This window comes from Rhodococcus sp. MH15 (assembly GCF_019266045.1).
GTDB lineage: Bacteria > Actinomycetota > Actinomycetes > Mycobacteriales > Mycobacteriaceae > Rhodococcus_F > Rhodococcus_F qingshengii.
Genome location: NZ_LPNP01000064.1, coordinates 14,948 through 36,728 on the forward strand (window position 1 = coordinate 14,948; position 21,781 = coordinate 36,728).

The window sequence follows — 21,781 nt, forward strand, 5'->3', positions numbered from 1 at the left end:
GACGACTGCTGCCCTTAAAGGTAGAAGTCGCGTACCGGTTGCTCGAGAGTCGTTGGCCACCGGCCGCACAGTCATACGGCCCTACTCTCTGGGCTGACCAACGCTGTGTCCTGAAGACGCCACTCGAAGGCGCCAAAGACCTCGAGAGATGCTGACACTGACACTCACCAGCATTTGTCGCAGGTGATGCCGCATGCGGATTTCTGTCGACAGCGTACGTACGCGGATTACTCAACCTCGGACGAAAACCCGGTTTCTTCAAGTTCTTTCACCGGAACCGTCAGTCCCCGGCGAAAGCTCGACAGTTCGGTAAAGCCGGAATTGACCTGGCAATGTCGAGCGGATCGGATGGATCAAATGGTGTAGAACTTCACCGCGAAGCCGCGCGGGTCACGCCAGGTGTCGGGGCTACCGCGTTCGCCGGCCACAGTGGAGAACCTGATCACCAGCGGGGTCGTCGTACCCGGCTGGAATACCGCGGCCTTGGTGTAGCCGCTGACATCGTTGGTCACCTCGAATTGGCCGAAGGCGCCGCCGCTCTTGGCGTGCGGTTGCCGTTCGGGGACGCGTTCGCGGTTGAACTGCGCCATTTGCTCGATCAGGTAGTGATCGTGCAGCAGGATCGGTCCGTCCGGTCCGACGGTAAGTGAGTGCTCGTCGCTCTCGACCGGGATGCCGGAATCCGTCGTCGTCCTCGGTGTGGGCTCAATGTCGGTCATTGTCGTGCCTTTCGGGGGTGGGGCGGTGCTTTCTCGATGTCCGGCGGCGAAGCCGGCCCAGGGAACCTGGATCGGTCCCGTCGGCGGCGCCATTCATCTGTCGTCGGGATTGAGCACAAGGAACGCGGCACCGGCGACGGCACCGGCAACAAACTGGGCCACGAAGTACACCCACAACGTCGACCAGGCGAACATCCCCATCACCACCGCACCGAAGGCAACCGCCGGGTTGAACGCACCCCGGAGATGTCACCGACCGCGAATGCCCCTGCCATCACTGTGAATCCGATCGCCAAGCCGTAGAACGAATTGTCCGGGTGACTCCTACTGGTGGCGACGTTGAGCATCACGAAGCACAGGGCGAACGTGAACAACAACTCGACGACGAACGCTGCACCAGGGTGCGACCCGCCAGCGTGAGGGTCGCGACGGCCGCGGCCCGCGCCGGATCCACGACCACGCGCACCACCACCGCAGCAAGCAGCCCGGCAACGAGCTGCGCGATCGCGTATCCGGCCGCGTCACGCCACCCGATCCGGCAGCGCACCAGCACCGCGAGGGTCACCGCCGGGTTGAAGTGTCCACCGGAGACGTGGCCGCCGGCGTAGATCATCACCATCAGGCTCGCGCCGATCACCAGCGGTGCGAACGGGCTGCCGCTGCCTGCGGCACCCCCAACGGTGAACACCAGAAAGAATGTCCCGATCGCCTCGACGGCATACTTCACGCTCGGCCGTGGGGCGGCGACCACTTCGGCGGCTTCTTCACCGGCTACCGCATGTCTGGGTCTTCGGATTTGACCATGTCAAGGCTCCTCGAATTGCCCTTGGTACTTCCAGGATCGTCTTTCCCGGCGGGCCGCATCGTCGGCGCTGCCCTCCATCAGCGCTTCCCGCAGGCCTCACTCTGCGGATACCCCGGTAGCTGCAATTCGACCCCCTATGTGACCGGCGGGGTTCGATGACGCAAACGCCCCGTGCGAGCACGGATTAACTCTGCACTGCCCCTCTGAAGGACATAGGCTTCCACCGAGAACTCTCCAAGAATCAGTCGATACGTTGACACGGAGCCGCGTGACACGCGGTTGACTTTCGCGTCGTTGCACGAGATCGGGAGATCAAATATGGGATTGACCACGATCGGCGGCCTACCCGCACACCCACTTCTAGTCCACCTCGTCGTTGTCCTCGTACCGATATCAGCACTACTGCTCGTTCTCGCGGTATGTTGGCCCGCTGCAAGAATCCGACTGGGACTGGCACCAGCAGCGATCGCGTTGATCACACTCATAGCCGTGCCGATCACCACCGACGCCGGTGAATGGCTCGAACACCAAATCCCCGAAGATCCTTTAGTCCAGGCACATGCCGAATTGGGTGATCAGATGCTGTTCTGGTCCATCGGGGTGTTCGTCCTCGCCGCCGCATGGTGGGTCCTTCACTCGACACGCTTCGCAACGTGGCGAGCGGATCGTCCCGACACATCGGCGTCGCCGAAACTCTGGCGGATTGTCGTCATCACAATCGCTGCCCTGTCCGTCCTCGTCGCTGCCGGCTCGATTGTGCAGGTGTACCGGATCGGCGAGAGCGGAGCGAAAGCCGTGTGGAACGACCAACTCGGATAGACCAGCCGAGAACAAACAACGAAAAGAGCTCTGCCCGTGACAACCTCGGCACCACACACGTCCGCGAACCGCGGAGGGTCACAGTCCGATCCGCTCGCACCGCGCCCTTCCGAAGGGGCAGTCTTCAGTAACTCGTGGCCCGTCCGTACCGGAGACATCCACCCGGACCGAAGCCTACGACTCGACGCCATAGCCCGTTACCTGCAAGATTTGGGTTTCGACAACCTCGAAGCAAACGGCGCAGCCCAGACCCACCCACTGTGGGTGGTACGTCGAACGGTCATCGACGTCATCAGACCGATCAGCTGGCCCGACACCGTACGATTACATCGATGGTGTTCCGCCCTCTCGAGCCGCTGGTGCACCATGCGAGTGCGTATCGAATCAGACGGCGGCGGTTTGATCGAAACCGAAGGATTCTGGATCAACATCAATCCACAGAACGGGATGCCGTCTCGAATCAGCGATGACTTCATGGCGCCGCTCGCCACGACAACCGACGAGCATCGCCTCACCTGGCGACGATGGATCACCGACGTAGCGCCAAACACTGCGGGTACCGAATTCTGTTTGCGGCCCAGTGATATCGATCCATTCGATCACGTCAACAACGCCGTGTACTGGCAACCGGCCGAAGCGTCGCAGAGAAGGCATCCGTCCCTGCCAAAGGCTCCGTACCGAGCTGTTCTGGAATACACGAAACCCATCACCATCGACGAGACCGTCGAAATCCGAACCACCCACCACGCAGAAACGAGCACCGCGTGGTTCGTGTGCAACGGCGATACCCGTGCCACAGCACAATTCACGAAACCCGGCCCGTCATGACAGATTCGCCTCGATCGCCGAGCTCATCAGGAGGAGCCGACAACGACAGCGAAAACCGTCGACCGGCTCACGACGAACCACACACCGCTGGTGTGTCCTCGCGGCTGAACTGGCTGCGCGCCGGGGTACTCGGAGCCAACGACGGCATCGTCTCCGTCGCAGGCCTCGTCGTCGGTGTCGCGGCCCTCTCACCCGACCGCGGCCCGATCCTGACCGCCGGTGTTGCAGGTCTTGTCGCCGGCGCTGTGTCGATGGCGCTCGGCGAATACGTGTCCGTGAGCACTCAACGTGACACCGAACGCGCCCTGTTGGAGAAAGAACGCCGCGAACTCGAGCAGACGCCCGGTGCAGAACTCGACGAGTTGACCTCCATGTACCAGGCCAGGGGCTTGAGCGAGGAAACCGCCCACAAAGTCGCGGAGGAGTTGACCGCTCACGACGCGTTCGCCGCACACGTCGACATCGAACTCGGTATCGACCCCGACGAGTTGACCAACCCGATCTCCGCGGCACTGTCGTCGGCAATATCGTTCACGGTGGGAGCGTTGCTTCCCTTGATCGCGATCCTCGCCCCACCGACTGGGGCTCGGATTCCTGTCACCTTCGTCGCGGTCCTGCTTGCGTTGGCGCTGACCGGCGCGGTGAGCGCGCGTCTGGGCGGAGCGAATCCCCGTCGCGCGGTAGTTCGTGTGGTGCTGGGCGGCGCCCTCGCGATGATCATCACCTACGCCGTAGGGCAACTACTCGGAGTTGCAGGAGTCTGACAGCAGATACGGGATCGCACTGCCCCGCGTGCACTGACCAACGCCAATCGGGACGCCCGGTAGGTCCAAATGCAGTCGCGTGCAGTGAGGCGGCCGCGATCGAGCTTCCCTCGATGCACTTGCCTCTATCTCGGCTCAACTAGCTGCGAGTGCTGCGAGTGCTGCGAGTGCTGCGATCAATGACTCGTAGGTTCCCTCTGCGGTGGAACGGTCGGCGTCGATTACGAGGTAGTTCGAGCGAATTCGCAGGTACTGGGTGAGATGGTCGTGAATTCGTTCAAGAAGTCCATCTCCTCCGTTCTGCACGATCACCTGGTCGAGTTGCTGCTGATGGGTGATCTCCAAGTGCGTACTTCGTTCGGCGAATCGAGCGAGCGCCTGTTCTTTGCTTCCAATCAGTACGACCTCGAGATACTCGGCATCGCTAGTTTTCGCCGCCACCTCAAAGTCCTCGATTTCGGTAATTCGGGTAACTAGCTGCGGCATCACCACATCGTGCCCACTCTGCAAATGGGTTGCCGCCATGCTGACGGCGAGCTCTCTTGCCGCAACCAAGGCGGTCCAGAAGTTGTCTTGCCATCCACCGACGAGACTGACCACATGATCGGTGTCGAGGTTAAGCACTCCGGGGTGACGGTCGGCGTACATCCGGGCAATCGTCGACTTCCCGATACCGGAGGCCCCATTCAGATGAATCAGTCGCGGCATTCTGCAAACACTAGTTACGAAGCTTCGAACTTTGGGGCTTACCCGCTGAACTCCCGAAAGGTTGTGGGGTGGTCGATCGCAGACCATATGCGCATCGACCTGACCGCGTAGGCGTTGACGAAAGCGACTGCTGGTGCTGCTGCTGCTGCTGCCACGCTTATCGAACCCGGAGCTGTTTTCCACCCGGATCGCGGTAATCAATACAACTCCAGGGCATTTCGTCACCTGATGTCCGGCCTGGAGCTGCGATCATCTATGGGATGCACGGGGTGTGCTGGGACAGGAATACGGCCGAAAGATTCTTCCCCGCGCTGAAGAACGAGTTCGTCTTCCGGACCGTCGACGCAACGAAAGATCAAGCGCGACAAGATATTGTGGGATACATCGAAGGTTTCTGCAACCCGCGACGTCGTCACTCGACGCTCGACTGCCGGCCTCCGAACGAGGTTCACTGATAGTCATCAGCAGCTCGCGATCGCGGCCTGAAATTAGTCATCTCCATTGTCCGAAATCCTCATGACAGATCAACCCACCTACGGCAGGAGTCGCAGAGCTGCAGTAGGGCAGAGCTTAACAGCGCGCTCAGCATCCGATTCGAGTTCTGTGGGAACGTGCGACTCTCGCTGGCGGTCATGCGCCAACGGATATCCCCACTCGTCACGCCCAAACAAAGTCGGCAACAATTCTGTACACAGTCCGCGACCGTCGCATGCAGTCCAATCGATATGCAGGACTTTGCCCACCCTCCTACTCATGGCGTGGCCTCCATATGCGCGCCGACCTCGCAGCGACCGTCCGCGTGCAACCGGAGATCCCGCCCGAATACACGCAGTGAACTCCTCACAAATCGCGCTGTACCGTCGGGGTGTTTGCACGCACCACGACCGTCGACCAGATCTGCCAGGTAGTGGATTGAATCTTCACTGTGAGTACGGCCTTCCCGATAAGCAACCTCAGAGAGTGCCTGGGCCAGTCGAGGCAATCCATTGACGCAGGGCCCGCACTGGCGTGCACTCTGACCGGCGAGATACTGCACGATATCGGCCGAAATCTGCAAGCCGCAACGTGAGTGGTCGAGCACGTGAATGACACCGGCGCCCGGGGAGGCGCCGACAAAGCCCAGCGACGCGGTTGACATGATGGTTGCCGACAGCTCCACCGCATCGATCCAACCACCGTGATACCCACCGATCAGGACAGCACGCACACCTGCCGAATCAGTGCGGGAATACCCGGACACCAACTTCGCCACCGAGATCCCCATCGGCACCTCCACGACACCGCCGACTGCCACATCGCCTGAAATCGTTACCAGCATCGTCCCCACTCCACCGTTGACTCCGCGCGAGCGAAACCACTCAGGTCCGTATCGGGCGATCAGTGCGATGTGCGCCAGGGTCTCGACGTTCTGAACTACTGTCGGCCGCCCGCGAAGTCCAGATGAAGTGTTGTGAGCGAATCGATCTCGAGGTAGGGCTCCTCCCCCTTCGATCATCCCGATCACAGCTGACTTCTCGCCGCTGACGAAAGTTGTCGGAGACTCGACGAGGTTGACGGGAAGCTCACCGAATCCAGCGCTCCGCCGCTCCTCCAATGCTTGCCGCACGAACCGGAGCTGACGTTCTCCCGCATAAAGGTAAATCTCTCGACTACTCGTCTCGTGCGCGACCAGCAGCAATCCGTCGATCACGAGGTGGGGTGCATGTTCGAGAAGTACCGCATCCTTCTGACTGAGCGGTTCCCCTTCGCTGCCGTTCGCGATCACCACCGCGCGCCTTCCGGTGACGGAATCGAGTTTGCTCGCCGTACGAAACGCCGCTCCCCCCTTGCCTGCGAGTTCGGCATCTGCGAGTAGACACGTCAAGGTGCCCGGCTGCAGGGAGTTCGGGAGAGGGCCGAAGAGTGCTGTGTGCGTGGCGAGGTCGGGTGAACGTGCGGCGAGTAGTCCGATGGTCATGTCATGTCCGTTCTGCAGTACGTAAGGTCGCGTACTCGATGAAGTCGGTCCGAAGCCGCCAACTCACTGATCCGACGACCGCGATCGCCGAACCAACGGTGATCGCGAGAAACCATGCGTGCCCGGAATCGGTACCGTTGCCAAGTCCGTGCGCGAGTGCGATCGGCCACAGTGCGTATGCGCCCCAGTGAACTAGTCGAAAGGTTCTGTTCCCGATGCGATTTCGGAGCATTCCGGTGAGTGAGACTGCAAGGAGAATGTCGAATGCGAGAGTGCCCAGTCCTAACCAGACAGGTCGGTAGTCACCTAGGAAGGGGAAGATGAAATCCACGAGTTGAAGTTGCGCGTACGGGTCGGCGAGAAGTGACAGCATGTGAACGACGACCAATATGAGCCCGATCAATGCTGCGGCCCGGTGTACGTTCTGTACCCCGAATCTAGGAAGCCCCGCAAGCGCTCTCCCCGAGCGTGTGAAGATTCCGAGCACCATCGACACCGTGAGGAAGGCAAGGGCGGTAACTCCTGTCCCACGCCCGAACGCCCAGAATGCCTCGTCCATGGCTATAAACCCTCCCTGGCACTGACGATCTCGCGATCTGACGGCCACCCGTTCAGCAGACGGATCTCACCCGACGAGCCCACCAGCCGCGCCGGCAAACCTTCGATCTCGAGCTCCTGCGCACCGGCAAACCCTCGTACAACGCACGCAGTACTTGCGAGGTTGGCCGACACGCAACTGTTGGCTGCAACAGTGACCGTCTGCCATGTGCCATCTGCACTGCGACCACTATGAGGATCGATGATGTGGTGCACGTTTCGACCGTTCTGCGACCACCGGCGCTTCCTGGTGCTCGAGGTGGCGACGGCCACTCCCGGAGGAAGAACGACGTTACTGGCAGGAGCGTCGTCGCCGTCTTGCACCAGGACTGTCCAACCACCGTCGGGTGACGGGCCTGCTGTGGCGATGTCTCCTCCCAGACACACCAACACTCCGCAATTCAGCTTCGCGCTGACTGCTAGTGCACAGTCGTCCGCCGCCAGCGCCTTCGCTGTTGCTCCAAGGTCGAGTTGAACACCGGCCGGGACAGTGACGGTTTGCCCGTCAAGTCGGACCGAACTCCACAGTGGGTTCGAGACGAATGACGTTCGGATCGGTACCTCCCGGCCCTCGATCAGTGCAAAGTCGCGGTCGTAACCGAGTGCGATCATCGCCGCCCCGATGGTTGGATCCACCGCGCCTTCTGTGATCCGGGCGCCATCAAGCGCTGTTCGGAGTAGGCGTGCGAGAGTGCTGCTCACTTCGACCGGGATACCTCGGGCATTCTCAATCAGCCGAATCTCGGAATCATCGCGAAATCGGCTGCATGCCAATTCTATTCGGTTTAGGTATTCGTCCACGATCAACCTGGCCGGTAGGAGAGATTCAGGGTCCGTCACCACTATCGACGCCTCGATTCCCCATAACGTCCACTCCGACCTCGCGACAGGCGACACCGCGGTCACGATCCGGCCGATCGAGCGTGGGAGCCGTGAGCGCCGGAACTCCCGCTCGACAGGCGCGGTGTTGCAGTTGTGGACGTCGGGGTGGAGGCAGTGCCCGCGCCCGAGTTAGCGGAAGGGATGTCGTTGACCGTCGTCACAGTCGCCACCGTTTGGGTATCGGAGTAAGCAAGGGCCGTTCCGCCGATGACCCCGACCACTCCCAATGCCACGAGGGTTCCGGTGACTGCTCGTACCTTTCGGAATCCGTCTTCCGGTGTATTCATCTGATGCCCGCTCTCAAATGCTCGATGAAGAACTCAACAATCGGCCTCGGTGCTGATACACACCTGGACGGTCGCTGTGAAGCCGCTGTGAGTCGGCGCAACACCCCTCGCTGGCTCTGACGTCCACGATCCAGACACAATCTTGGAGAGTTCTCAGAACAGACGTGGCAGGCTCGCACTCATGGCCCCGAACCCACGAATTCTTCTCGTCGAGGACGATCGGCAACTAGCGGGCTTGCTCGCGGACTTGTTCGAGGACGAAGGGCACGATGTCGATGTCGCGCACGACGGGCAAGCTGGCCTTCATTTGGCGCTGACACGGGCATACGACGTGTTCGTCTTCGATCGAGGTTTGCCGGTCGTCGACGGCGTCGAGTTACTCAGGACCCTCCGAGCACGCGACTCTAGCGTCCCCGCGTTGATCCTCACTGCACGTGGTGCCCTCACTGATCGTGTCGAGGGGCTCGATGCCGGCGCAGAGGACTATCTGGTCAAACCCTTCGAGATTCCCGAATTGCTGGCTCGAATACGCGCCCTGCTTCGCCGCCGCGCCTCGGCCAGTCCGATCCACGTCGGCAGATGGGAAGTCGATCGCGCCAACCGGACAGCCACGGACACGGCGTCCGGTTCGGTGACCTCACTGTCGGAAAGAGAGAGCGAACTCATCGGACTTCTGTGCGCGTCACCTGGACAAGTCTTCTCTCGCAGCCAACTGCTCGAGCACGTGTTCGGAAGCGCAGACACCCCGGGCACTGTCGATACCTACGTTCACTACCTCAGACGTAAGCTCGGCCGGAATGTCATCGCAACGGTTCACGGCCTCGGGTATCGGTTCGGAGAATGATCTGCCGCAGAAAAGTCAAGGGCCACCGAGGATCTACCACTGGCTTCGGCGACGAGGCGCGTCTACGGCGAGCCGGCCGATCCGCGGCGATACAGGCTGCCGTCGCGCTGGGCGCCGTGTTGTTGATCGTGGGAGCCGTATCGTACCTCGGCTACGCGCGGGCACAGGATCGTCAAATCCGCTCTGCACTGACCGAGGTTGCGGCGACGGCGGACGATGCGGATGATCCGCCCCCTGGTATGTCGCTCGCATTCCGCTCGGCCGATGGTGCCGTTGCTGTCAGCCCACGCGCACCTCGTGGTACCACTGGTCTCCTCGACTCGCCGGTCGGCTATACCGATTTCAGCAGTGCAGCTCAAAATTATCGCGCCCTCGTCTCGGATGGCGCCGAAGGCCGTGTGGCAGTTGTCGCAGCACTCGAGCCATACGAAACCGGCAGACAGCGACTTCTCCTGGCGCTCGGATTCGCCGAAATCACCGGTATTGCTGCATCCGTGGGTGTCGTGTTTCTGTTGTCACGGCGTGCGATCAGGCCGCTGAGCCAGGCTCTCGAGTTGCAGCGACGATTTGTCGCCGATGCGTCGCATGAACTCCGCGCACCATTGACCGTATTGCATACTCGCGCACAACTTCTGGCCCGTCGAGGAAATTCGATCGAGTCGTTCGAGCTGGTAGCTCAATTGAACGGACTGGTCGACGACACTCGCGCTCTGGGCGAAGTGATCGAAGATCTTTTGATGGCGGCGTCGATGGATGACAGACGACAGTCGAGGCATCGGGTCGATATGGCGGCGGTCTGTGAGCAAGTGCGCGGCAGCGTCGCAGATCACGCCCAGAAATCGGGGGTCTCCGTCGAAACCAGTGAGTCGGGTACGGGCGAACCTGTGGTCCTGGGGATCGAATCTGCTCTGCGCCGCGCTGTTCTCGCGCTCGTAGATAATGCGTTGGCGCATGAGCGACCGGGCGGTCACGTCCTTCTCCGTGTCGAACGTGATCGTGATCAGGTCAAAGTCCGTGTGAGCGACACCGGAATCGGGATCGCTCCCGAGGTCGTCCCCATTCTGTTCGACAGGTTCTCGCATGGGGAGATGCAGCCTGCAGGTTCGCGCCGATACGGAATCGGATTGTCGTTGGTCCGCGAGATCGCACATGCACATCGCGGCGAAGTCATTATCGAATCGACGCCAGGGGTCGGCTCCGCCTTCGAACTCATCCTTCCGGCAGCCGGCTGAAAGTGCGCGAGGTCGGGACGGCAATGCACTCCGGCAAGAGAATCCACGCGAGCACGTGCCCCCAGAACTCTCCAAGAAATGCTCCCTACGTTGGTCTGCGTGGGACTGACCAGGATCGGCGGATTGTCGGCGCGTCCACTTCTCGTCCGCTGTGTCGTCGTGCTCGTTCCGCTTTCCGCGATTCTGGTTCTCTGTACAGTTCTCTGGCCGAATGCACGCATACGACTCGAAATATTGCCTGCACTGACGACAGAGGTCACCGTGGTCCTAGTCCCGATCACCACCGACGCAAGTGAACGGCTCGAACACAACTCCCCTTGCTACGTCTATCGAATCGGTGAGAGCGGAGCAAGGACCGTGCGGAAGGAACAGGCGCAAAAATCCCCTTAGAGCGAGTCGACGACAGGAGCGCAGTGTGATGATTCGATTCCCCGGAGTGTATGCACCACAAAGCCGTACCCGATTGATTTCGGATGCCGCACTCGCCGAACACATGGATGCTTCGTCCCAGGTACTCGACCCGCGCTCCGGTCGTGGCGCTGTGAACGCCTGTGCAGCCGGTCCCGGCACCGAATCAGTTTTCGCTGCCGACATCTCACGCCGCGCTGCAGTCTGCCCGTGGTTGAGCGGACAGTTCCATGGCGCCAGAATCCGCGTCAGCTGTGGGGGCCTCCTGCCCCTGTTGCGCGGTCGTCGATACGACCTCGTCATAGCGACCCCACCTAACGTTCCGTCGCTATGCAACCGGAAGCCGCGAATCGGCCCCGCACACAGCTGGGACGGTACAGCCCAGTTGTCGCGCAGGACATATCTCGAGTCGATGCGCGTCATCGAACCTGGACAGGACATCAAGGAAATCGTCGTTATCCGGGCCCGAGTATGACGTCACTGACGGCCGCGCAACGGTCTCTATATTTCGCGCAGACGCTCGACCCCACAACCCCGTACGTCATTGCGCAGTATGCCGAGTTGACCGGAGAACTGGACGCAGACCGCCTGGAATCCGCAACGGTCATCGCTCACCGTGAATTCGGTATTGCAGGCCTTCACCTACGCGTGACGGACGGTGTCCCGGAACTGCATGACGACGTGAACATCGCCGTTGTCGGCGAAAGGCTGGACTTTCGCCGATTCGACAATCCCGTCGGAGCAGCTACCTCCTGGATGCAACACGAATGGTCGACCGCGACCCTATCTTCGGACCAGCCGCTTACAATCGCGAAGCTGCTGCGCGTCGGCCCGGACCGTTGGTTCTGGTACTACCGCGCTCACCACATAGCACTTGACGGGTACACATCTGTTTATGACAGCTTGAGTCGAGACCACCGTGACGGCCAGACCCAGACCCATCTGCGACTCGCCGGACCGATGATGACGGTTTGAGCTGAGCCCACCTCAGAGTTGGTGCCATCTGGCTTGTTCGGATGCCAGCAACTGCTGGAGGGCAGTGATGGAGACTCGAATGGAGTTGTTCGCCCGAATTCGACGTGACGCCCGGATCGAGGAGTATTCGATCCGGCAGTTGGCCCGCCGCCACCAGGTCGGCCGGGCAACGGTGCGGATGGCGTTGGCGCAAGCGGAGCCGCCACCGAGAAAGATCCCGGTGCGCTGTTCCCCGAAACTGGATCCGTTCAAAGCCGCGATCGACGCCATGCTCACCGCCGATATCGACGCACCACGAAAACAACGCCACACGGCCCGCCGAATCCTCGCCAGGCTGGCCGACGAACATGGAGCGCAGCACCTTTCGTATTCCACGGTGCGTGACTACGTGCGGGTCCGGCGAGCACAGATCGACGTCGAAGCCGGACGCCGCATCGAAGTATTCGTCCCGCAGGAACACGCACCCGGTGCCGAAGCGGAAGTCGATTTCGGTGAAGTATGGGTGATCCTGGCCGGGGTGAAAACGAAATGCCACATGTTCGCCTTCCGGCTCTCGCATTCGGGGAAATCCGTGCACCGCGTGTACTCGACCCAAGGGCAGGAAGCGTTCCTCGAAGGTCATATCGCCGCGTTCGACGAGATCGGCGGTGTCCCGACCCGTCACATTCGCTACGACAATTTGACCAGTGCAGTGCAGAAAGTGATTTACGGGCAATCTCGTGCTCGTGTGGAGAACCCGCGGTGGGTGCTGTTTCGTTCGCACTTCGGGTTCGACCCGTTTTACTGCCAGCCTGGTATCTCCGGGGCGCACGAAAAAGGCGGTGTAGAGGGCGAGGTGGGCCGGTTCCGCCGAAACCGATTGTCCCCGATGCCTGTTGTCGACTCCCTCGATGAGCTCAACGAGAAGATCCGCGGCTGGGACACCGCCGACGACAGTCGGCGCATCAATGACCGGATACGCACTGTCGGGCAGGACTTCGCCGTCGAAGCACCGCTTCTGCGCCCTGTTCCAGGCGAGGGCTTCGATCCTGGATTGTCGCTGGAACCGCGGGTCGATCGGTCAGCGTTGATCACGGTGCGGATGGCGAAATACTCTGTCCCAGCACGTTTCATCGGCAGGAAGGTGCGGGTGTCGTTGCGGGCATCGGAAGTGGTGGTCTTCGACGGACGGGCGGCGATCGCTCGCCATCAACGGGTCATCGCCCGGGGCGGTCAGAGCCTCGATCTCGACCACTACCTGGAAGTACTGCGCACCAAACCCGGTGCCCTGCCAGGGGCCAGCGCTTTGGCCGCAGCCCGCAGAAACGGGACGTTCACCGCCGCTCATGACGCGTTCTGGGCGGCGGCCCGCAAAACCGACGGTGACGCCGGCGGAACCCGCCAACTCATCGATGTCCTGCTCCTGCACCGCACCATCGATAGCGATGACGTAATCGCGGGCATCGAAGCCGCGCTGACCGTGGGTGCAGTGACCGCTGATGTCGTCGCGGTCGAAGCCCGCCGACACGCATCATCGGAGGTCGATGCGGGTGGGTCTGATTCAGGCCGTCATCTCGTTGCTCGTCGCGACGGCCGCGAGCAACGCGTTGTCAGCCTGACCCAACGCCGTCTCGCCGATCCGGCAGCGATCATCGCTGGTCTGCCAGCCGATTCTCGGCCCGCACCGACGGTCGATCACTACGACCAACTCCTGCGACTCCCCGAACGCCGCAATCTCGCCCCATCCGCCGCCCGAGCCGAGTGAAAGAAGGCCCGAACATGGTTCGTCCACCCGTCACGGTTTCCACCACGCTGCGCCGCCGAGGTTTAACCGAGGAAGCCGCCACCGCCGCAGTCGATCAAGCCTGCCGCCGGCTACGGCTACCCACCATCCGTGCCGTCGTCGCGGACGCCGCCACTGCCGCCCGCAAGGACCAGCTTTCGTACTACGGATTTCTGGCGGAGTTGCTGCTTTCCGAATGCGACGACCGTGACCGGCGAAGTGTGGTGCGGCGAATCAAGGGAGCAGGGTTCCCTCGCGAAAAGTGGTTGGCCGACTTCGATTTCGACGCCAACCCCAACATCAATCCCGCCACCATCGGCACCCTCGCCACCGGCGACTGGATCCGCAAAGGCCAACCCCTGTGCTTGATCGGGGACTCCGGAACCGGGAAATCGCATCTACTCATCGGGCTCGGCGCGGCGGCCGCCGAAGCGGGCTACCGCGTCAAATACGTCCTCGCCACCCGATTAGTGAACGAGCTCGTCGAAGCCGCCGACGAGAAACAACTCGCCCGCACGATCGCCCGCTACGGCCGAGTGGATCTACTTTTGCTGGACGAACTCGGTTACATGGAACTCGACAAGCGAGGTGCTGAGCTGCTTTTCCAGGTGTTGACCGAACGGGAGGAGAAGAATTCCGTCGCGATCGCGTCAAACGAGTCCTTCTCCAAAGCGCACATGTTCGCGCGAATCTGTGCGTAGTGGCGCCGAAGTTTCACGGGTTCGGCAGTCGGGTCGGGTCGACGAAGTCTGCCAGGTAGATCATGGCGGCCTCGGCGGTCATGCCGAATGCCGCGGCGACGAGCTTCGGATCCATGGTGTTGACCAGATCGATAAGGCGAGTGCAGCGGATCATCCGTGGGCCGAACCCGCAATCGTCGAGCACATGACTCAGATAGGCGACCGATGCGGGTGACCGTCCGGCCTTGGTCCCTTTGGTGACGATGACGTGCGGATTGGCGGTTCGCCAGGAGGCGCGATGGGCCAAACAGCGCTGCACGATCGTCCAGCTCGCTGGGTCCATCGGGACCGGATGCGGTCGCTTGCCAAGCCTGACGGTCTGTCGAATCGGATCAACATCGTCGCAGGTCATCAGCCGGACTTCGCGACTGGAAGCGCCATGCAGCAAGGCGAGGATGCCGACCAGGGATTCATGCGGATGCACCAGCAGGTCGGTGGTCCACCGCTGGAACAACCGGCGCTGTTGCTCGAGAGTGAGCGTCCGGCCACGAAAACCCTTGGCCTCTTTGCTGTCCAGGCTCTTCGTCGGATCGACAAGGACCAGACGGTGACTGCGCGCGAATCGGAAAAACTGGCGCAGCACGGTGATTCTTCGCTGGCGCGACTTCGGCAGGGAAACTAGGAACGCCTCGACGTCGCCGAGCTCGACGGTCGCCCAATCTTGTTTCCCGCGTTCACTGTTCAAGAACGAAGCGAAATCTCGAACGGCCGCCAGTGCGGCCTCTATGGTCGAATCGCTGCGGGGCAGTGTTCCGGCCCGGCGAGCACGGGCCCTGGAGGTAAGCATGAACTCGGCGAATCCTGCGATTGCCGGCCGCAGCGGCTCTGGGGCCGCTTCGATCCGCCGTTGCCGACGGCCGGCGGCGAGTCGCTCGTTCTGGTCGGTCGGCATCGCCAGCCCGTGTTCGGTGAAGAAATCCTGCATCGATCTGGCCAGCGGACCCATGGAACGACCTGAGCGGCGTGCCCTATCGAGCAGGGACGGCGGATGATTGGAGTGCTCGTCGTCGAGCAGTCGCCCCAGCTCGGTGACCGCCACACACGCACGGCCTGGCGAATAGCCGTCGGCGAGACAGGTGATCAGGCCGGGCAGCCAATCCGGCGGGTCGGCAAGACGTGTTAGGAGATGTTCGCCGGCCACATGCGGCCGATCCGGATGGCGCTGCCAGCATCGCGAGCACATGCCGCGGCCGGCATGGCGGCGCAACACGCCACAGGCGACGCAGACGTGCGGGGGCTTCTTCGAAGGTCGCGGCCTCGAACAGTGACCGCACCAGCCGGTGTCCACGCGCAGATACCCGGGTTTGCCGCACCGCGGACAGTCCTGTTGCCGAGCTTGCAGGTCGGCTTTGTGTTGGCAGCCCCGGCACAACACGGCCTCCGCGAAGCGGACCTTGTGACCGCACTGCGCGCACCGGCGGGAACAAAGCACGCAACGACCTGTCTCGACGACGAGCACCCTACTGCGGCTGCAGTCAGGGCACGGTTGCTTGGCGGCCGCGTCCTTGGCGCGGGCGGTGCACCGGCAGCACAGGTCGCGGCCGATGATGCCCACCGGTCCGCCGCACTCGACACAGTCACGCTGGCGTTTACCCATGTTCTGCAATGACTTCCAGGTCGAAGCGTCACATCGGCGGCAGCGAGCGGCCGCGGGCGTTGACGGCTTGGCGCTGCGTCGGCGCCGGTCGGATTGGCGGCTCGGCAGGACGCTCGACGGGAGTGGTGTCGATCTCGAACAAGTCGTCCGGAGTGCATTGCAAGGCAGTGCACAACGCGATCAGCGTCGTCATCTTGATCTGGGTGGGTTCCTTGGTGAACAGCGCCGACACCGACGCCGCCGACATCTCCAGCCCGGCTTTGTCTGCCAGTAGCCTGCGCAGCTCGGTCCCGGTCCACACTTCGCGTTGGGCCGCGGCCATCCGCAGTCGCCACTTGATCCTCACGCTCGCTCGTCCTCTCCGCTGAGCTCGGCCAGGGTGGTGGTCACCGCGCGCCGATACGCGTCCTCGATGAAGGTCTCCGATGGCCGGACATACCGCATCGTCGATCCGACGGTCCAGTGACCCAGAAGCTGTTGGATCGCAACCAGATCCACGCCACGCTCATAGTTGTGGGTCGCGCACGCACGTCGCAGCGCATGCGGGCTGAACCGCTCCGAACGCGGGCGCCCTTCGAGCTCCATCAGATATCGCAGCCGGTTGCGGATCGTTCCACGATGCAGCGGCCCGCCGGACTCGGCGGCGAACAACACCGGCGAGTCCGGGAACTTGGGCCGCACGTCGGTCAGGAACCAGCGCAGCACCAGGTCCAGACCGTCGAGCATCGGAACCCATCGCGGCCGAGGACCGGACATCCTGGCGCCCTTACCGAAGCGGACATGAAGTTTGCCGAACGGACCACGATCGAAATGCACATCCGGAAGGTCGAGCAGCGCAGCCTCTTCCGAGCGCAGTCCGGCATGATAGAGCGTCCGGAACAGCGCGTAGTCCCGAGCTGCCGGCCCATATTTTCGGGCGGTGATGATGCGCGCCTTCATGAACTCGAAGAACTCCCGCACGCGCTCCGGAGTCGGAGGCGGCACCAGCGCCGGCGAATCGTCGCCGACATGGCGGGAGGCGTTGAACTCATCCACCGGGCAGACCAGCTTCACCCCGAACACGGCCTCGATCTCGGCTGCCTTGCGAACCTGGAGGAACCAGTGGAATCCCTTGAAGATCTGCACATACTCCCGCCGAGTCGACGGAGCACGGCCCGCGACTGCGAGGCTGCCAACGACTCGGTCGATGTCCTCGGCGGTGACTTCCCACGCCGGCCGGCCCAGTGCCGTCAGCGTCCGCTCGAGTAGCCCGATGTCGTTGTCGATAGTGACTGGGCTGAAGCCCCGAGCTCGCCAGGACGCGACGAAGGCGTCCACGCAGTTGCGTTGGAACACAACAGGATCTGACTCGATCGACTCTATCGGAACGACGTTGCCCGGGATCAGCCGCAGACCTTCGGTCATCAGCACACCTTCTTCACACCTGAACGATTAAGGTAGCACCTAATATAGACCGCTCACAGCTTGAGAAGGCTAGAACGCGAAAACATGCTGAAGTCCCAGCGAGCTGCGGGTTTCCACGGAGACGAACAAGTGCCAACCCCAGATAGATGGGGCGAGGTGTTCGGCGACGAGGTCGTGGCCGCGGCGATGATCGACAGGCTGGTCCATCACGCAGATGTCATTTCGCTCAAAGGTGACAGCTATCGCCTCAAGGATCGTGATCTCGGCCGTCCGATGCCCAGTCAGAAAACCGAGACCTGATCGCATAACCGCACGCAGGGGTCAACTTTCAGATGCCGGAAAGGGATCAAGATTCAGATGCCGTTGACACACTGCGTTGTCATGACATAGCTGACACTAACTCAGGTGCAGGGGTTGTTAGGTTTTTGCGTGGTCCACCGCGTCCGTTGAGGCCGCGATGGTAGGTGCCGCGAGCGCCATCACGGAAAGTGGGCCAGGACCAGTTTTCAACCGTCGTCAACACGAACCACTTAGGGCTCCAAACTTGGCCCATTTGTACTCCCACGACGTCACTCGATCAGGTTGTCCATCAACAAAACTCGGACGACAGTCTCGCTACCGACCCTTGACTGGACTCTCCACGACGCGATTCATGCGCGCAATCGCCGGCGTTCGCGGACTAGCTCGGAGCTCTCGGGTGACCGGCCCGTTCGAGACGTCCGACAGGTCACGCGCCGAGGGGAATCGGGGCTCTGTCATGGAATACGCGCAGCACGTTCGCAGAGTGGTGCATGTCCTCGACAACGCGGTGAGCGGGTGCCCCATATTTGGCGACGAGATCGAGACGTGATTTCGTCCGTTCGCGGTCGAGGCGCAAGCCAGCTTCGCGGAACGACGAGGCGTCGATAATCCGGTAGGAGAACAACGCGTCTGTCTTCGGCATCCACCGCGCCAGGAACTCGCGGTCCATGCGGTGGGAGCTGCCGCATAGTGGAGTCGAGCTGTCGACGCCCCACCGCGCGAGGAGATCGACAATATCGGATTCGAAGCCGGACAGATCCTGCGGTGCGTTGTCGCCGGCTGCTGCGATTTCAGTACGTAGATCGGCGAATAGCCCGTTGTCAGTGTGCATTCGCTTCACGACGTCGAACGCTGGATCGGTGTGAAGTCGGTCGATCAGGGCAGATGTACCGGTGGTGACTGCGAGGGCCTCGAAACGCTCGATCGGCATGAGGTCGGCAGAGTACAGCGCGAACCCGATTTCGAGGATCTCGCAGACTTCGGCTTCGGTGCCGGTGGTTTCGAGATCTACGAACACGAATCCGTCGACGCTCATCTTGTGTCTCCATTTCTCGTTTGGTGATGCCGCTGGGGACGACGCTGGGCCGTTCACTGCCGCGCCGGCATACCGTCGCGGCGGTCTCTGTGACGCTACGGGCCATCGTCGCCTATCGGTCCGACAGGTTTCCTTGCTTCGACGGCCCGCAGCACACGCTGCGCGTGGGCGTTCTGCTTCCGGAGTTGGGTATGTAGCGCGCCAATCGGGAGCCCTCCCGTGCCGGCACCCTGCGGGTTCGTTGTCGGCCGAGACCTGCCCATCCGCGGCTGCACGGTGATCGATGATCGGTGTCGACAGCATCTGCATCTCCCTGCCCAGTTTCTCCGCCCGCCCCGCCGGTACACCGCAGGTCGATACTCACGCTGGATCGGGCGACGCTTGGGTTTCGCTTCGGGGAGTTGTACATACGGAACGTCGGCACCCCACACGAAGTCTGCGGCCAGGGGTGCCCACACAGGCCGGAGGTCGCGCCCATTCAAGGCTTCGTCCACGCCGTCTGACACGCCAGCAGTACATGCCGAAGTTAACGCTGCAAGTCGGCGGGGAATCAGCCAGCAACCTTGGGCTTGGTCAGCTGAAAGCCCTTCAGCTCCCGGACTGCAGCGCGATGTAGATCGGTGAGGTGAAACCTCAGCGGTAGAGCAAATTGCGCATCAGTCGTTAGCGTCGTCAGACGGCTCGACGCAGGCTGGCTTCATCGATGTCGATGCCTCACCGCGAGATCTGTCGAACACCGCTGAGCGGCTCGCCTGGACCGTCCCGTCGCACAACCTGTCAATGGCACCTGAATTTTGACAGCAGAGCCACTGCGGCGGGGTGTGGACGGTCTATGTGGGCATTACACGATGAGGTCCCACTGGCAGCGCTCCACCCGAGGCTGCCGTGCATAATTGAATGGCGCTGCAGAGCGCTATCGCTTGGGTACATACACGGGCAATGTGCACCCGAGGCCATCGTCCATTGCTGATCAGTACGGAAGGACGATAGGTGTGACCAATACTGATCCATTCGAGTTAGATTGGCACGAACCTGAATCGCCGGTCGATCTTGAGGCCATCCGCAAAAAACTCGCGGAACTTCTGGTCGACGACATGCTCATTGAGCAGGTCTGCACGCGAGTTCAGGGAAACGCGATTGGTGTACTGCTTTACGGCAGTTGGGCGCGGGGCGATGCATCAGCCACTTCTGACTTAGACCTTCTCGTTATGTCACAGTTCCGGGCCGACTCCGGAATGGAAGGCAAGTTAAGCCTGAGCGCCTACACCCCCACCCAACTGGCCGATGCCCGAGCTACCCTCTTCGGGATGCATCTGGCGAGGGACGGGATTGCCTTGCACGACACCGAAGGCCGAATGGCCGAAATCTTGAGCACGTTCACCCCGCCCGACCCACAGGAGTTACTCCAACGGATTCGCGAGTTCGCAATTGTTCTCGATCTGCCACGCGAGGAGCAATCTATCTATCTGCCGGGGTTGTGCCAGGTCGCTCGGTACTTACTCCGCACGGCCATCTACACCCTGGCTCTACGCGATGGGCGTCCATGCTTCTCAGTCGAGGAATTGGCGGTGCGGTTCAATCAGCCAGAGTTGACTATCTTGCTGTCGTCGCATCCAGAGCAGTATCCTGCTCCTAGTCTCGGTGTCCTCGACGATTTGCGCCAACGCCTGATTGAGGTAGTAGGCGCACCCGGCGACAACCCGTTTGGATCCCTACACGCGCTCATCGTTAGCTCATCGACAAGCAATCCTGACCTTGAGAAGCTGGCTACCTTAGCTCTCGGCGTGGACGAATCCCTTCCTTACGCCGAGCTTCCGAAAGTAATTCTATGAACGAGATCGGGTTCATCGGTGATATTCACGGTTGCATTGAAGAACTGGACGAACTCGTAACAGCGGCACGCTCTCGCACCTCCCACCTTGTCTTCCTCGGTGACTACGTGAACCGTGGACCGCACTCTCGTGAGGTAATTGACTTCCTGATCCGACTGCAGCAGACCAAGGGAATCTCTACGTCATTCATCATGGGGAATCACGATCAAGCCTTCCTTGACTCGCTAGTGGGCGACGGTTTTGACAGCTTCTTGCGGATCGGGGGAGCATCCACGGTTGTGTCCTACGTCGGTGCGCCGCGAGCCGACGTACTGTCCCAGCTTCGGGAAAGTGTTCCCGCCACACACATTGACTTTCTGAACTCGCTCGCCAATCAGGTTGTGGTAGACGGCGTTGTTGCAACGCATGAACGCCCGGCCCATGAGATCGACACGACAGGGGACACCGAGCGATTCGCAATCTATGGTCACTCTCCTCAGCGTCGCCTTCTCCCCCGGATCGAACACGATCGAGCCTTCATCGACACAGGTTGCGGCACGCTGCCCGACGGCCGGCTGACCTGTCTATTCTGGCCGAGCCTCACTTGGATTCAGTCGAAGCCTTGTAAGCCGATTCGATGACGAGAATTTACTACTAGGTCCCCGCTGCGCTGAGCTTCACGGAGGTTTGCTCGATGTCCCGATCCAGCAAGGGGCTCTGAGCCTTCCTGGCGTGTACAGTCGCTTCCCTCAGTAGCGCCCTCGCGCGTGAAGTCCCTCCTTTCGCGAATGCCACCTCCGCGAGCAGCCAGGCTGCTGTGCCAAGGCCGGCAGCATTGTTCGACTTCTCGCTCTTCTCCTGCGATACGAGCGCATGCCTCTCAGCCTCATCCGGTGCGCCTTCCAGCAACAGGAGCTGCGCAAACAGCGCGTGCGCAATGCTGACCCCATCGGAGTTCTGGATTCGTTCATTAATTTTGAGTGCCTGCTCGATGTGGCCCTGGGCCCCGTCGGCCGCACCTTGCCGCAGCCCCGACTCCGCGAGACCCGACAACGCGTTGGCCATCAGGTGATCATCGTGATCGTCTCGTAGAAAGTCGATTGCTTCGGCGAACCTCGCTTCCGCTGCCGCGTAGTCGCCAAGGCGCATTTGGCTCCGACCGAGATTGATTGCAGACTGCGCTAGTTGTTGCGGGTACGGACGTTGCTGACGCGGGACTGAAGTAGACGGGCTGGTCCTCGGCGCGAGAATGGGAATTGCGAAATAGCCGTTCTCGACCAAGAAGGACCAACCCTGTGACACACCG

At 61.5% G+C, this 21,781-nt stretch carries 26 protein-coding genes and 3 pseudogenes; 14 read left to right on the plus strand and 15 right to left on the minus strand.

Annotation, left to right across the window (positions count from 1 at the left end):
* Window positions 1-359: 359 nt before the first annotated feature.
* The 4 genes and pseudogenes from ATN37_RS14305 to ATN37_RS32530 all read right to left on the minus strand — a co-directional run.
* Window positions 360-719: pseudogene (locus ATN37_RS14305) on the minus strand (catalase); the annotation flags it as partial.
* Window positions 720-812: 93 nt separating this feature from the next.
* Window positions 813-920, minus strand: coding sequence for a hypothetical protein (locus ATN37_RS32520; protein WP_231915139.1), 108 nt, complete (start codon window positions 918-920; stop codon window positions 813-815).
* Window positions 920-1,069, minus strand: coding sequence for a hypothetical protein (locus ATN37_RS32525; RefSeq protein ID WP_331712738.1), 150 nt, complete (start codon window positions 1,067-1,069; stop codon window positions 920-922). The genes ATN37_RS32520 and ATN37_RS32525 overlap by 1 nt, the downstream gene beginning before the upstream one ends.
* Window positions 1,066-1,446, minus strand: coding sequence for an aquaporin (locus tag ATN37_RS32530; protein WP_253741186.1), 381 nt, complete (start codon window positions 1,444-1,446; stop codon window positions 1,066-1,068). The genes ATN37_RS32525 and ATN37_RS32530 overlap by 4 nt, the downstream gene beginning before the upstream one ends.
* Window positions 1,447-1,842: 396 nt before the next feature.
* Here ATN37_RS32530 and ATN37_RS14315 point away from each other — a divergent pair, with 396 nt between their 5' ends.
* The 3 genes from ATN37_RS14315 to ATN37_RS14325 are packed head-to-tail and all read left to right on the plus strand — an operon-like array spanning window position 1,843 to window position 3,935.
* Window positions 1,843-2,343 (plus strand): DUF2231 domain-containing protein, encoded by a 501-nt coding sequence (locus tag ATN37_RS14315; protein WP_058037332.1) that lies wholly within the window; start codon window positions 1,843-1,845, stop codon window positions 2,341-2,343.
* 36 nt (window positions 2,344-2,379) lie between these two features.
* Window positions 2,380-3,171, plus strand: a complete 792-nt coding sequence (locus ATN37_RS14320; protein WP_058037333.1) for an acyl-[acyl-carrier-protein] thioesterase — start codon at window positions 2,380-2,382, stop codon at window positions 3,169-3,171.
* The gene (locus ATN37_RS14325; RefSeq protein ID WP_058037334.1) at window positions 3,168-3,935 is read left to right on the plus strand and encodes a VIT family protein; all 768 of its coding nucleotides are present in this window, start codon (window positions 3,168-3,170) and stop codon (window positions 3,933-3,935) included. Before ATN37_RS14320 ends, ATN37_RS14325 begins: the two co-directional genes overlap by 4 nt.
* A 135-nt stretch (window positions 3,936-4,070) precedes the next feature.
* On the opposite strand, the gene ATN37_RS14330 is transcribed toward ATN37_RS14325, so the two are convergent.
* A complete protein-coding gene (locus ATN37_RS14330; RefSeq protein WP_156423094.1) occupies window positions 4,071-4,844 on the minus strand; it encodes an AAA family ATPase in 774 nt (257 codons plus the stop codon).
* 59 nt (window positions 4,845-4,903) lie between these two features.
* On the opposite strand from ATN37_RS14330, the gene ATN37_RS33150 reads away from it, so the two are divergent.
* Complete coding sequence (locus ATN37_RS33150) at window positions 4,904-5,098, plus strand: integrase core domain-containing protein (protein WP_082661327.1); 195 nt, start codon at window positions 4,904-4,906, stop codon at window positions 5,096-5,098.
* A 78-nt stretch (window positions 5,099-5,176) separates the two neighbouring features.
* Here the strand turns inward: ATN37_RS33150 and ATN37_RS14340 are convergent, their stop codons facing one another.
* The 5 genes from ATN37_RS14340 to ATN37_RS14360 are packed head-to-tail and all read right to left on the minus strand — an operon-like array spanning window position 5,177 to window position 8,366.
* Window positions 5,177-5,398: a ferredoxin gene (locus ATN37_RS14340; protein ID WP_082661328.1), complete on the minus strand. Its 222-nt coding sequence runs from the start codon at window positions 5,396-5,398 to the stop codon at window positions 5,177-5,179.
* Window positions 5,395-6,600 (minus strand): NADH-ubiquinone oxidoreductase-F iron-sulfur binding region domain-containing protein, encoded by a 1,206-nt coding sequence (locus tag ATN37_RS14345; protein ID WP_218695313.1) that lies wholly within the window; start codon window positions 6,598-6,600, stop codon window positions 5,395-5,397. Before ATN37_RS14345 ends, ATN37_RS14340 begins: the two co-directional genes overlap by 4 nt.
* 1 nt (window position 6,601) lies before the next feature.
* The gene (locus ATN37_RS14350) at window positions 6,602-7,159 is read right to left on the minus strand and encodes a ferric reductase-like transmembrane domain-containing protein (protein WP_058037337.1); all 558 of its coding nucleotides are present in this window, start codon (window positions 7,157-7,159) and stop codon (window positions 6,602-6,604) included.
* 2 nt (window positions 7,160-7,161) lie between these two features.
* The gene (locus tag ATN37_RS14355; RefSeq protein WP_058037338.1) at window positions 7,162-8,103 is read right to left on the minus strand and encodes an FAD:protein FMN transferase; all 942 of its coding nucleotides are present in this window, start codon (window positions 8,101-8,103) and stop codon (window positions 7,162-7,164) included.
* The gene (locus tag ATN37_RS14360) at window positions 8,100-8,366 is read right to left on the minus strand and encodes a hypothetical protein (RefSeq protein ID WP_058037339.1); all 267 of its coding nucleotides are present in this window, start codon (window positions 8,364-8,366) and stop codon (window positions 8,100-8,102) included. Before ATN37_RS14360 ends, ATN37_RS14355 begins: the two co-directional genes overlap by 4 nt.
* Window positions 8,367-8,547: 181 nt before the next feature.
* Here ATN37_RS14360 and ATN37_RS14365 point away from each other — a divergent pair, with 181 nt between their 5' ends.
* The 6 genes and pseudogenes from ATN37_RS14365 (at window position 8,548) to istB (ending at window position 14,288) form a co-directional block, all read left to right on the plus strand.
* Window positions 8,548-9,210: a response regulator transcription factor gene (locus ATN37_RS14365; protein ID WP_058037340.1), complete on the plus strand. Its 663-nt coding sequence runs from the start codon at window positions 8,548-8,550 to the stop codon at window positions 9,208-9,210.
* Window positions 9,207-10,442 (plus strand): cell wall metabolism sensor histidine kinase WalK, encoded by a 1,236-nt coding sequence (locus ATN37_RS14370; RefSeq protein ID WP_058037341.1) that lies wholly within the window; start codon window positions 9,207-9,209, stop codon window positions 10,440-10,442. Before ATN37_RS14365 ends, ATN37_RS14370 begins: the two co-directional genes overlap by 4 nt.
* 418 nt (window positions 10,443-10,860) lie before the next feature.
* The gene (locus tag ATN37_RS14375; RefSeq protein WP_058037342.1) at window positions 10,861-11,325 is read left to right on the plus strand and encodes a hypothetical protein; all 465 of its coding nucleotides are present in this window, start codon (window positions 10,861-10,863) and stop codon (window positions 11,323-11,325) included.
* The gene (locus tag ATN37_RS14380) at window positions 11,322-11,825 is read left to right on the plus strand and encodes a condensation domain-containing protein (protein ID WP_058037343.1); all 504 of its coding nucleotides are present in this window, start codon (window positions 11,322-11,324) and stop codon (window positions 11,823-11,825) included. The genes ATN37_RS14375 and ATN37_RS14380 overlap by 4 nt, the downstream gene beginning before the upstream one ends.
* Before the next feature lie 67 nt (window positions 11,826-11,892).
* Window positions 11,893-13,538, plus strand: a pseudogene (gene istA / locus ATN37_RS14385) (IS21 family transposase); the annotation flags it as partial.
* Window positions 13,539-13,583: 45 nt separating this feature from the next.
* Complete coding sequence (gene istB / locus ATN37_RS14390; RefSeq protein ID WP_058037388.1) at window positions 13,584-14,288, plus strand: IS21-like element helper ATPase IstB; 705 nt, start codon at window positions 13,584-13,586, stop codon at window positions 14,286-14,288.
* A 13-nt stretch (window positions 14,289-14,301) separates the two neighbouring features.
* Here istB and ATN37_RS14395 read toward each other — a convergent pair whose 3' ends face one another.
* Window positions 14,302-15,468 (minus strand): integrase, encoded by a 1,167-nt coding sequence (locus ATN37_RS14395; RefSeq protein ID WP_238587954.1) that lies wholly within the window; start codon window positions 15,466-15,468, stop codon window positions 14,302-14,304.
* A 123-nt stretch (window positions 15,469-15,591) separates the two neighbouring features.
* Between ATN37_RS14395 and ATN37_RS32535 the strand changes: the two genes are divergently transcribed.
* Window positions 15,592-15,936, plus strand: coding sequence for a hypothetical protein (locus ATN37_RS32535; protein WP_231915142.1), 345 nt, complete (start codon window positions 15,592-15,594; stop codon window positions 15,934-15,936).
* A gap of 16 nt (window positions 15,937-15,952) precedes the next feature.
* On the opposite strand, the gene ATN37_RS14400 is transcribed toward ATN37_RS32535, so the two are convergent.
* Together ATN37_RS14400 and ATN37_RS14405 are read right to left on the minus strand one after the other, a co-directional pair.
* Window positions 15,953-16,270, minus strand: coding sequence for a helix-turn-helix transcriptional regulator (locus ATN37_RS14400; RefSeq protein WP_050655421.1), 318 nt, complete (start codon window positions 16,268-16,270; stop codon window positions 15,953-15,955).
* Window positions 16,267-17,328 carry a site-specific integrase gene (locus ATN37_RS14405; RefSeq protein ID WP_050655551.1) on the minus strand — a complete coding sequence of 354 codons (1,062 nt, stop codon included), beginning with the start codon at window positions 17,326-17,328 and terminating at the stop codon, window positions 16,267-16,269. The genes ATN37_RS14400 and ATN37_RS14405 overlap by 4 nt, the downstream gene beginning before the upstream one ends.
* A gap of 144 nt (window positions 17,329-17,472) precedes the next feature.
* Here ATN37_RS14405 and ATN37_RS14410 point away from each other — a divergent pair.
* Window positions 17,473-17,628: pseudogene (locus ATN37_RS14410) on the plus strand (ATP-binding protein); the annotation flags it as partial.
* 427 nt (window positions 17,629-18,055) lie between these two features.
* On the opposite strand, the gene ATN37_RS14415 reads toward ATN37_RS14410, so the two are convergent.
* Window positions 18,056-18,664, minus strand: a complete 609-nt coding sequence (locus ATN37_RS14415) for a hypothetical protein (RefSeq protein WP_064074603.1) — start codon at window positions 18,662-18,664, stop codon at window positions 18,056-18,058.
* A 992-nt stretch (window positions 18,665-19,656) separates the two neighbouring features.
* On the opposite strand from ATN37_RS14415, the gene ATN37_RS14420 reads away from it, so the two are divergent.
* Complete coding sequence (locus tag ATN37_RS14420; protein ID WP_064074604.1) at window positions 19,657-20,496, plus strand: nucleotidyltransferase domain-containing protein; 840 nt, start codon at window positions 19,657-19,659, stop codon at window positions 20,494-20,496.
* Window positions 20,493-21,116, plus strand: a complete 624-nt coding sequence (locus tag ATN37_RS14425; RefSeq protein ID WP_064074605.1) for a metallophosphoesterase — start codon at window positions 20,493-20,495, stop codon at window positions 21,114-21,116. Before ATN37_RS14420 ends, ATN37_RS14425 begins: the two co-directional genes overlap by 4 nt.
* Window positions 21,117-21,129: 13 nt before the next feature.
* Here the strand turns inward: ATN37_RS14425 and ATN37_RS14430 are convergent.
* Window positions 21,130-21,781 (minus strand): tetratricopeptide repeat protein (locus ATN37_RS14430; protein WP_218695315.1); only part of this gene is annotated, 652 nt, incomplete at its 5' end.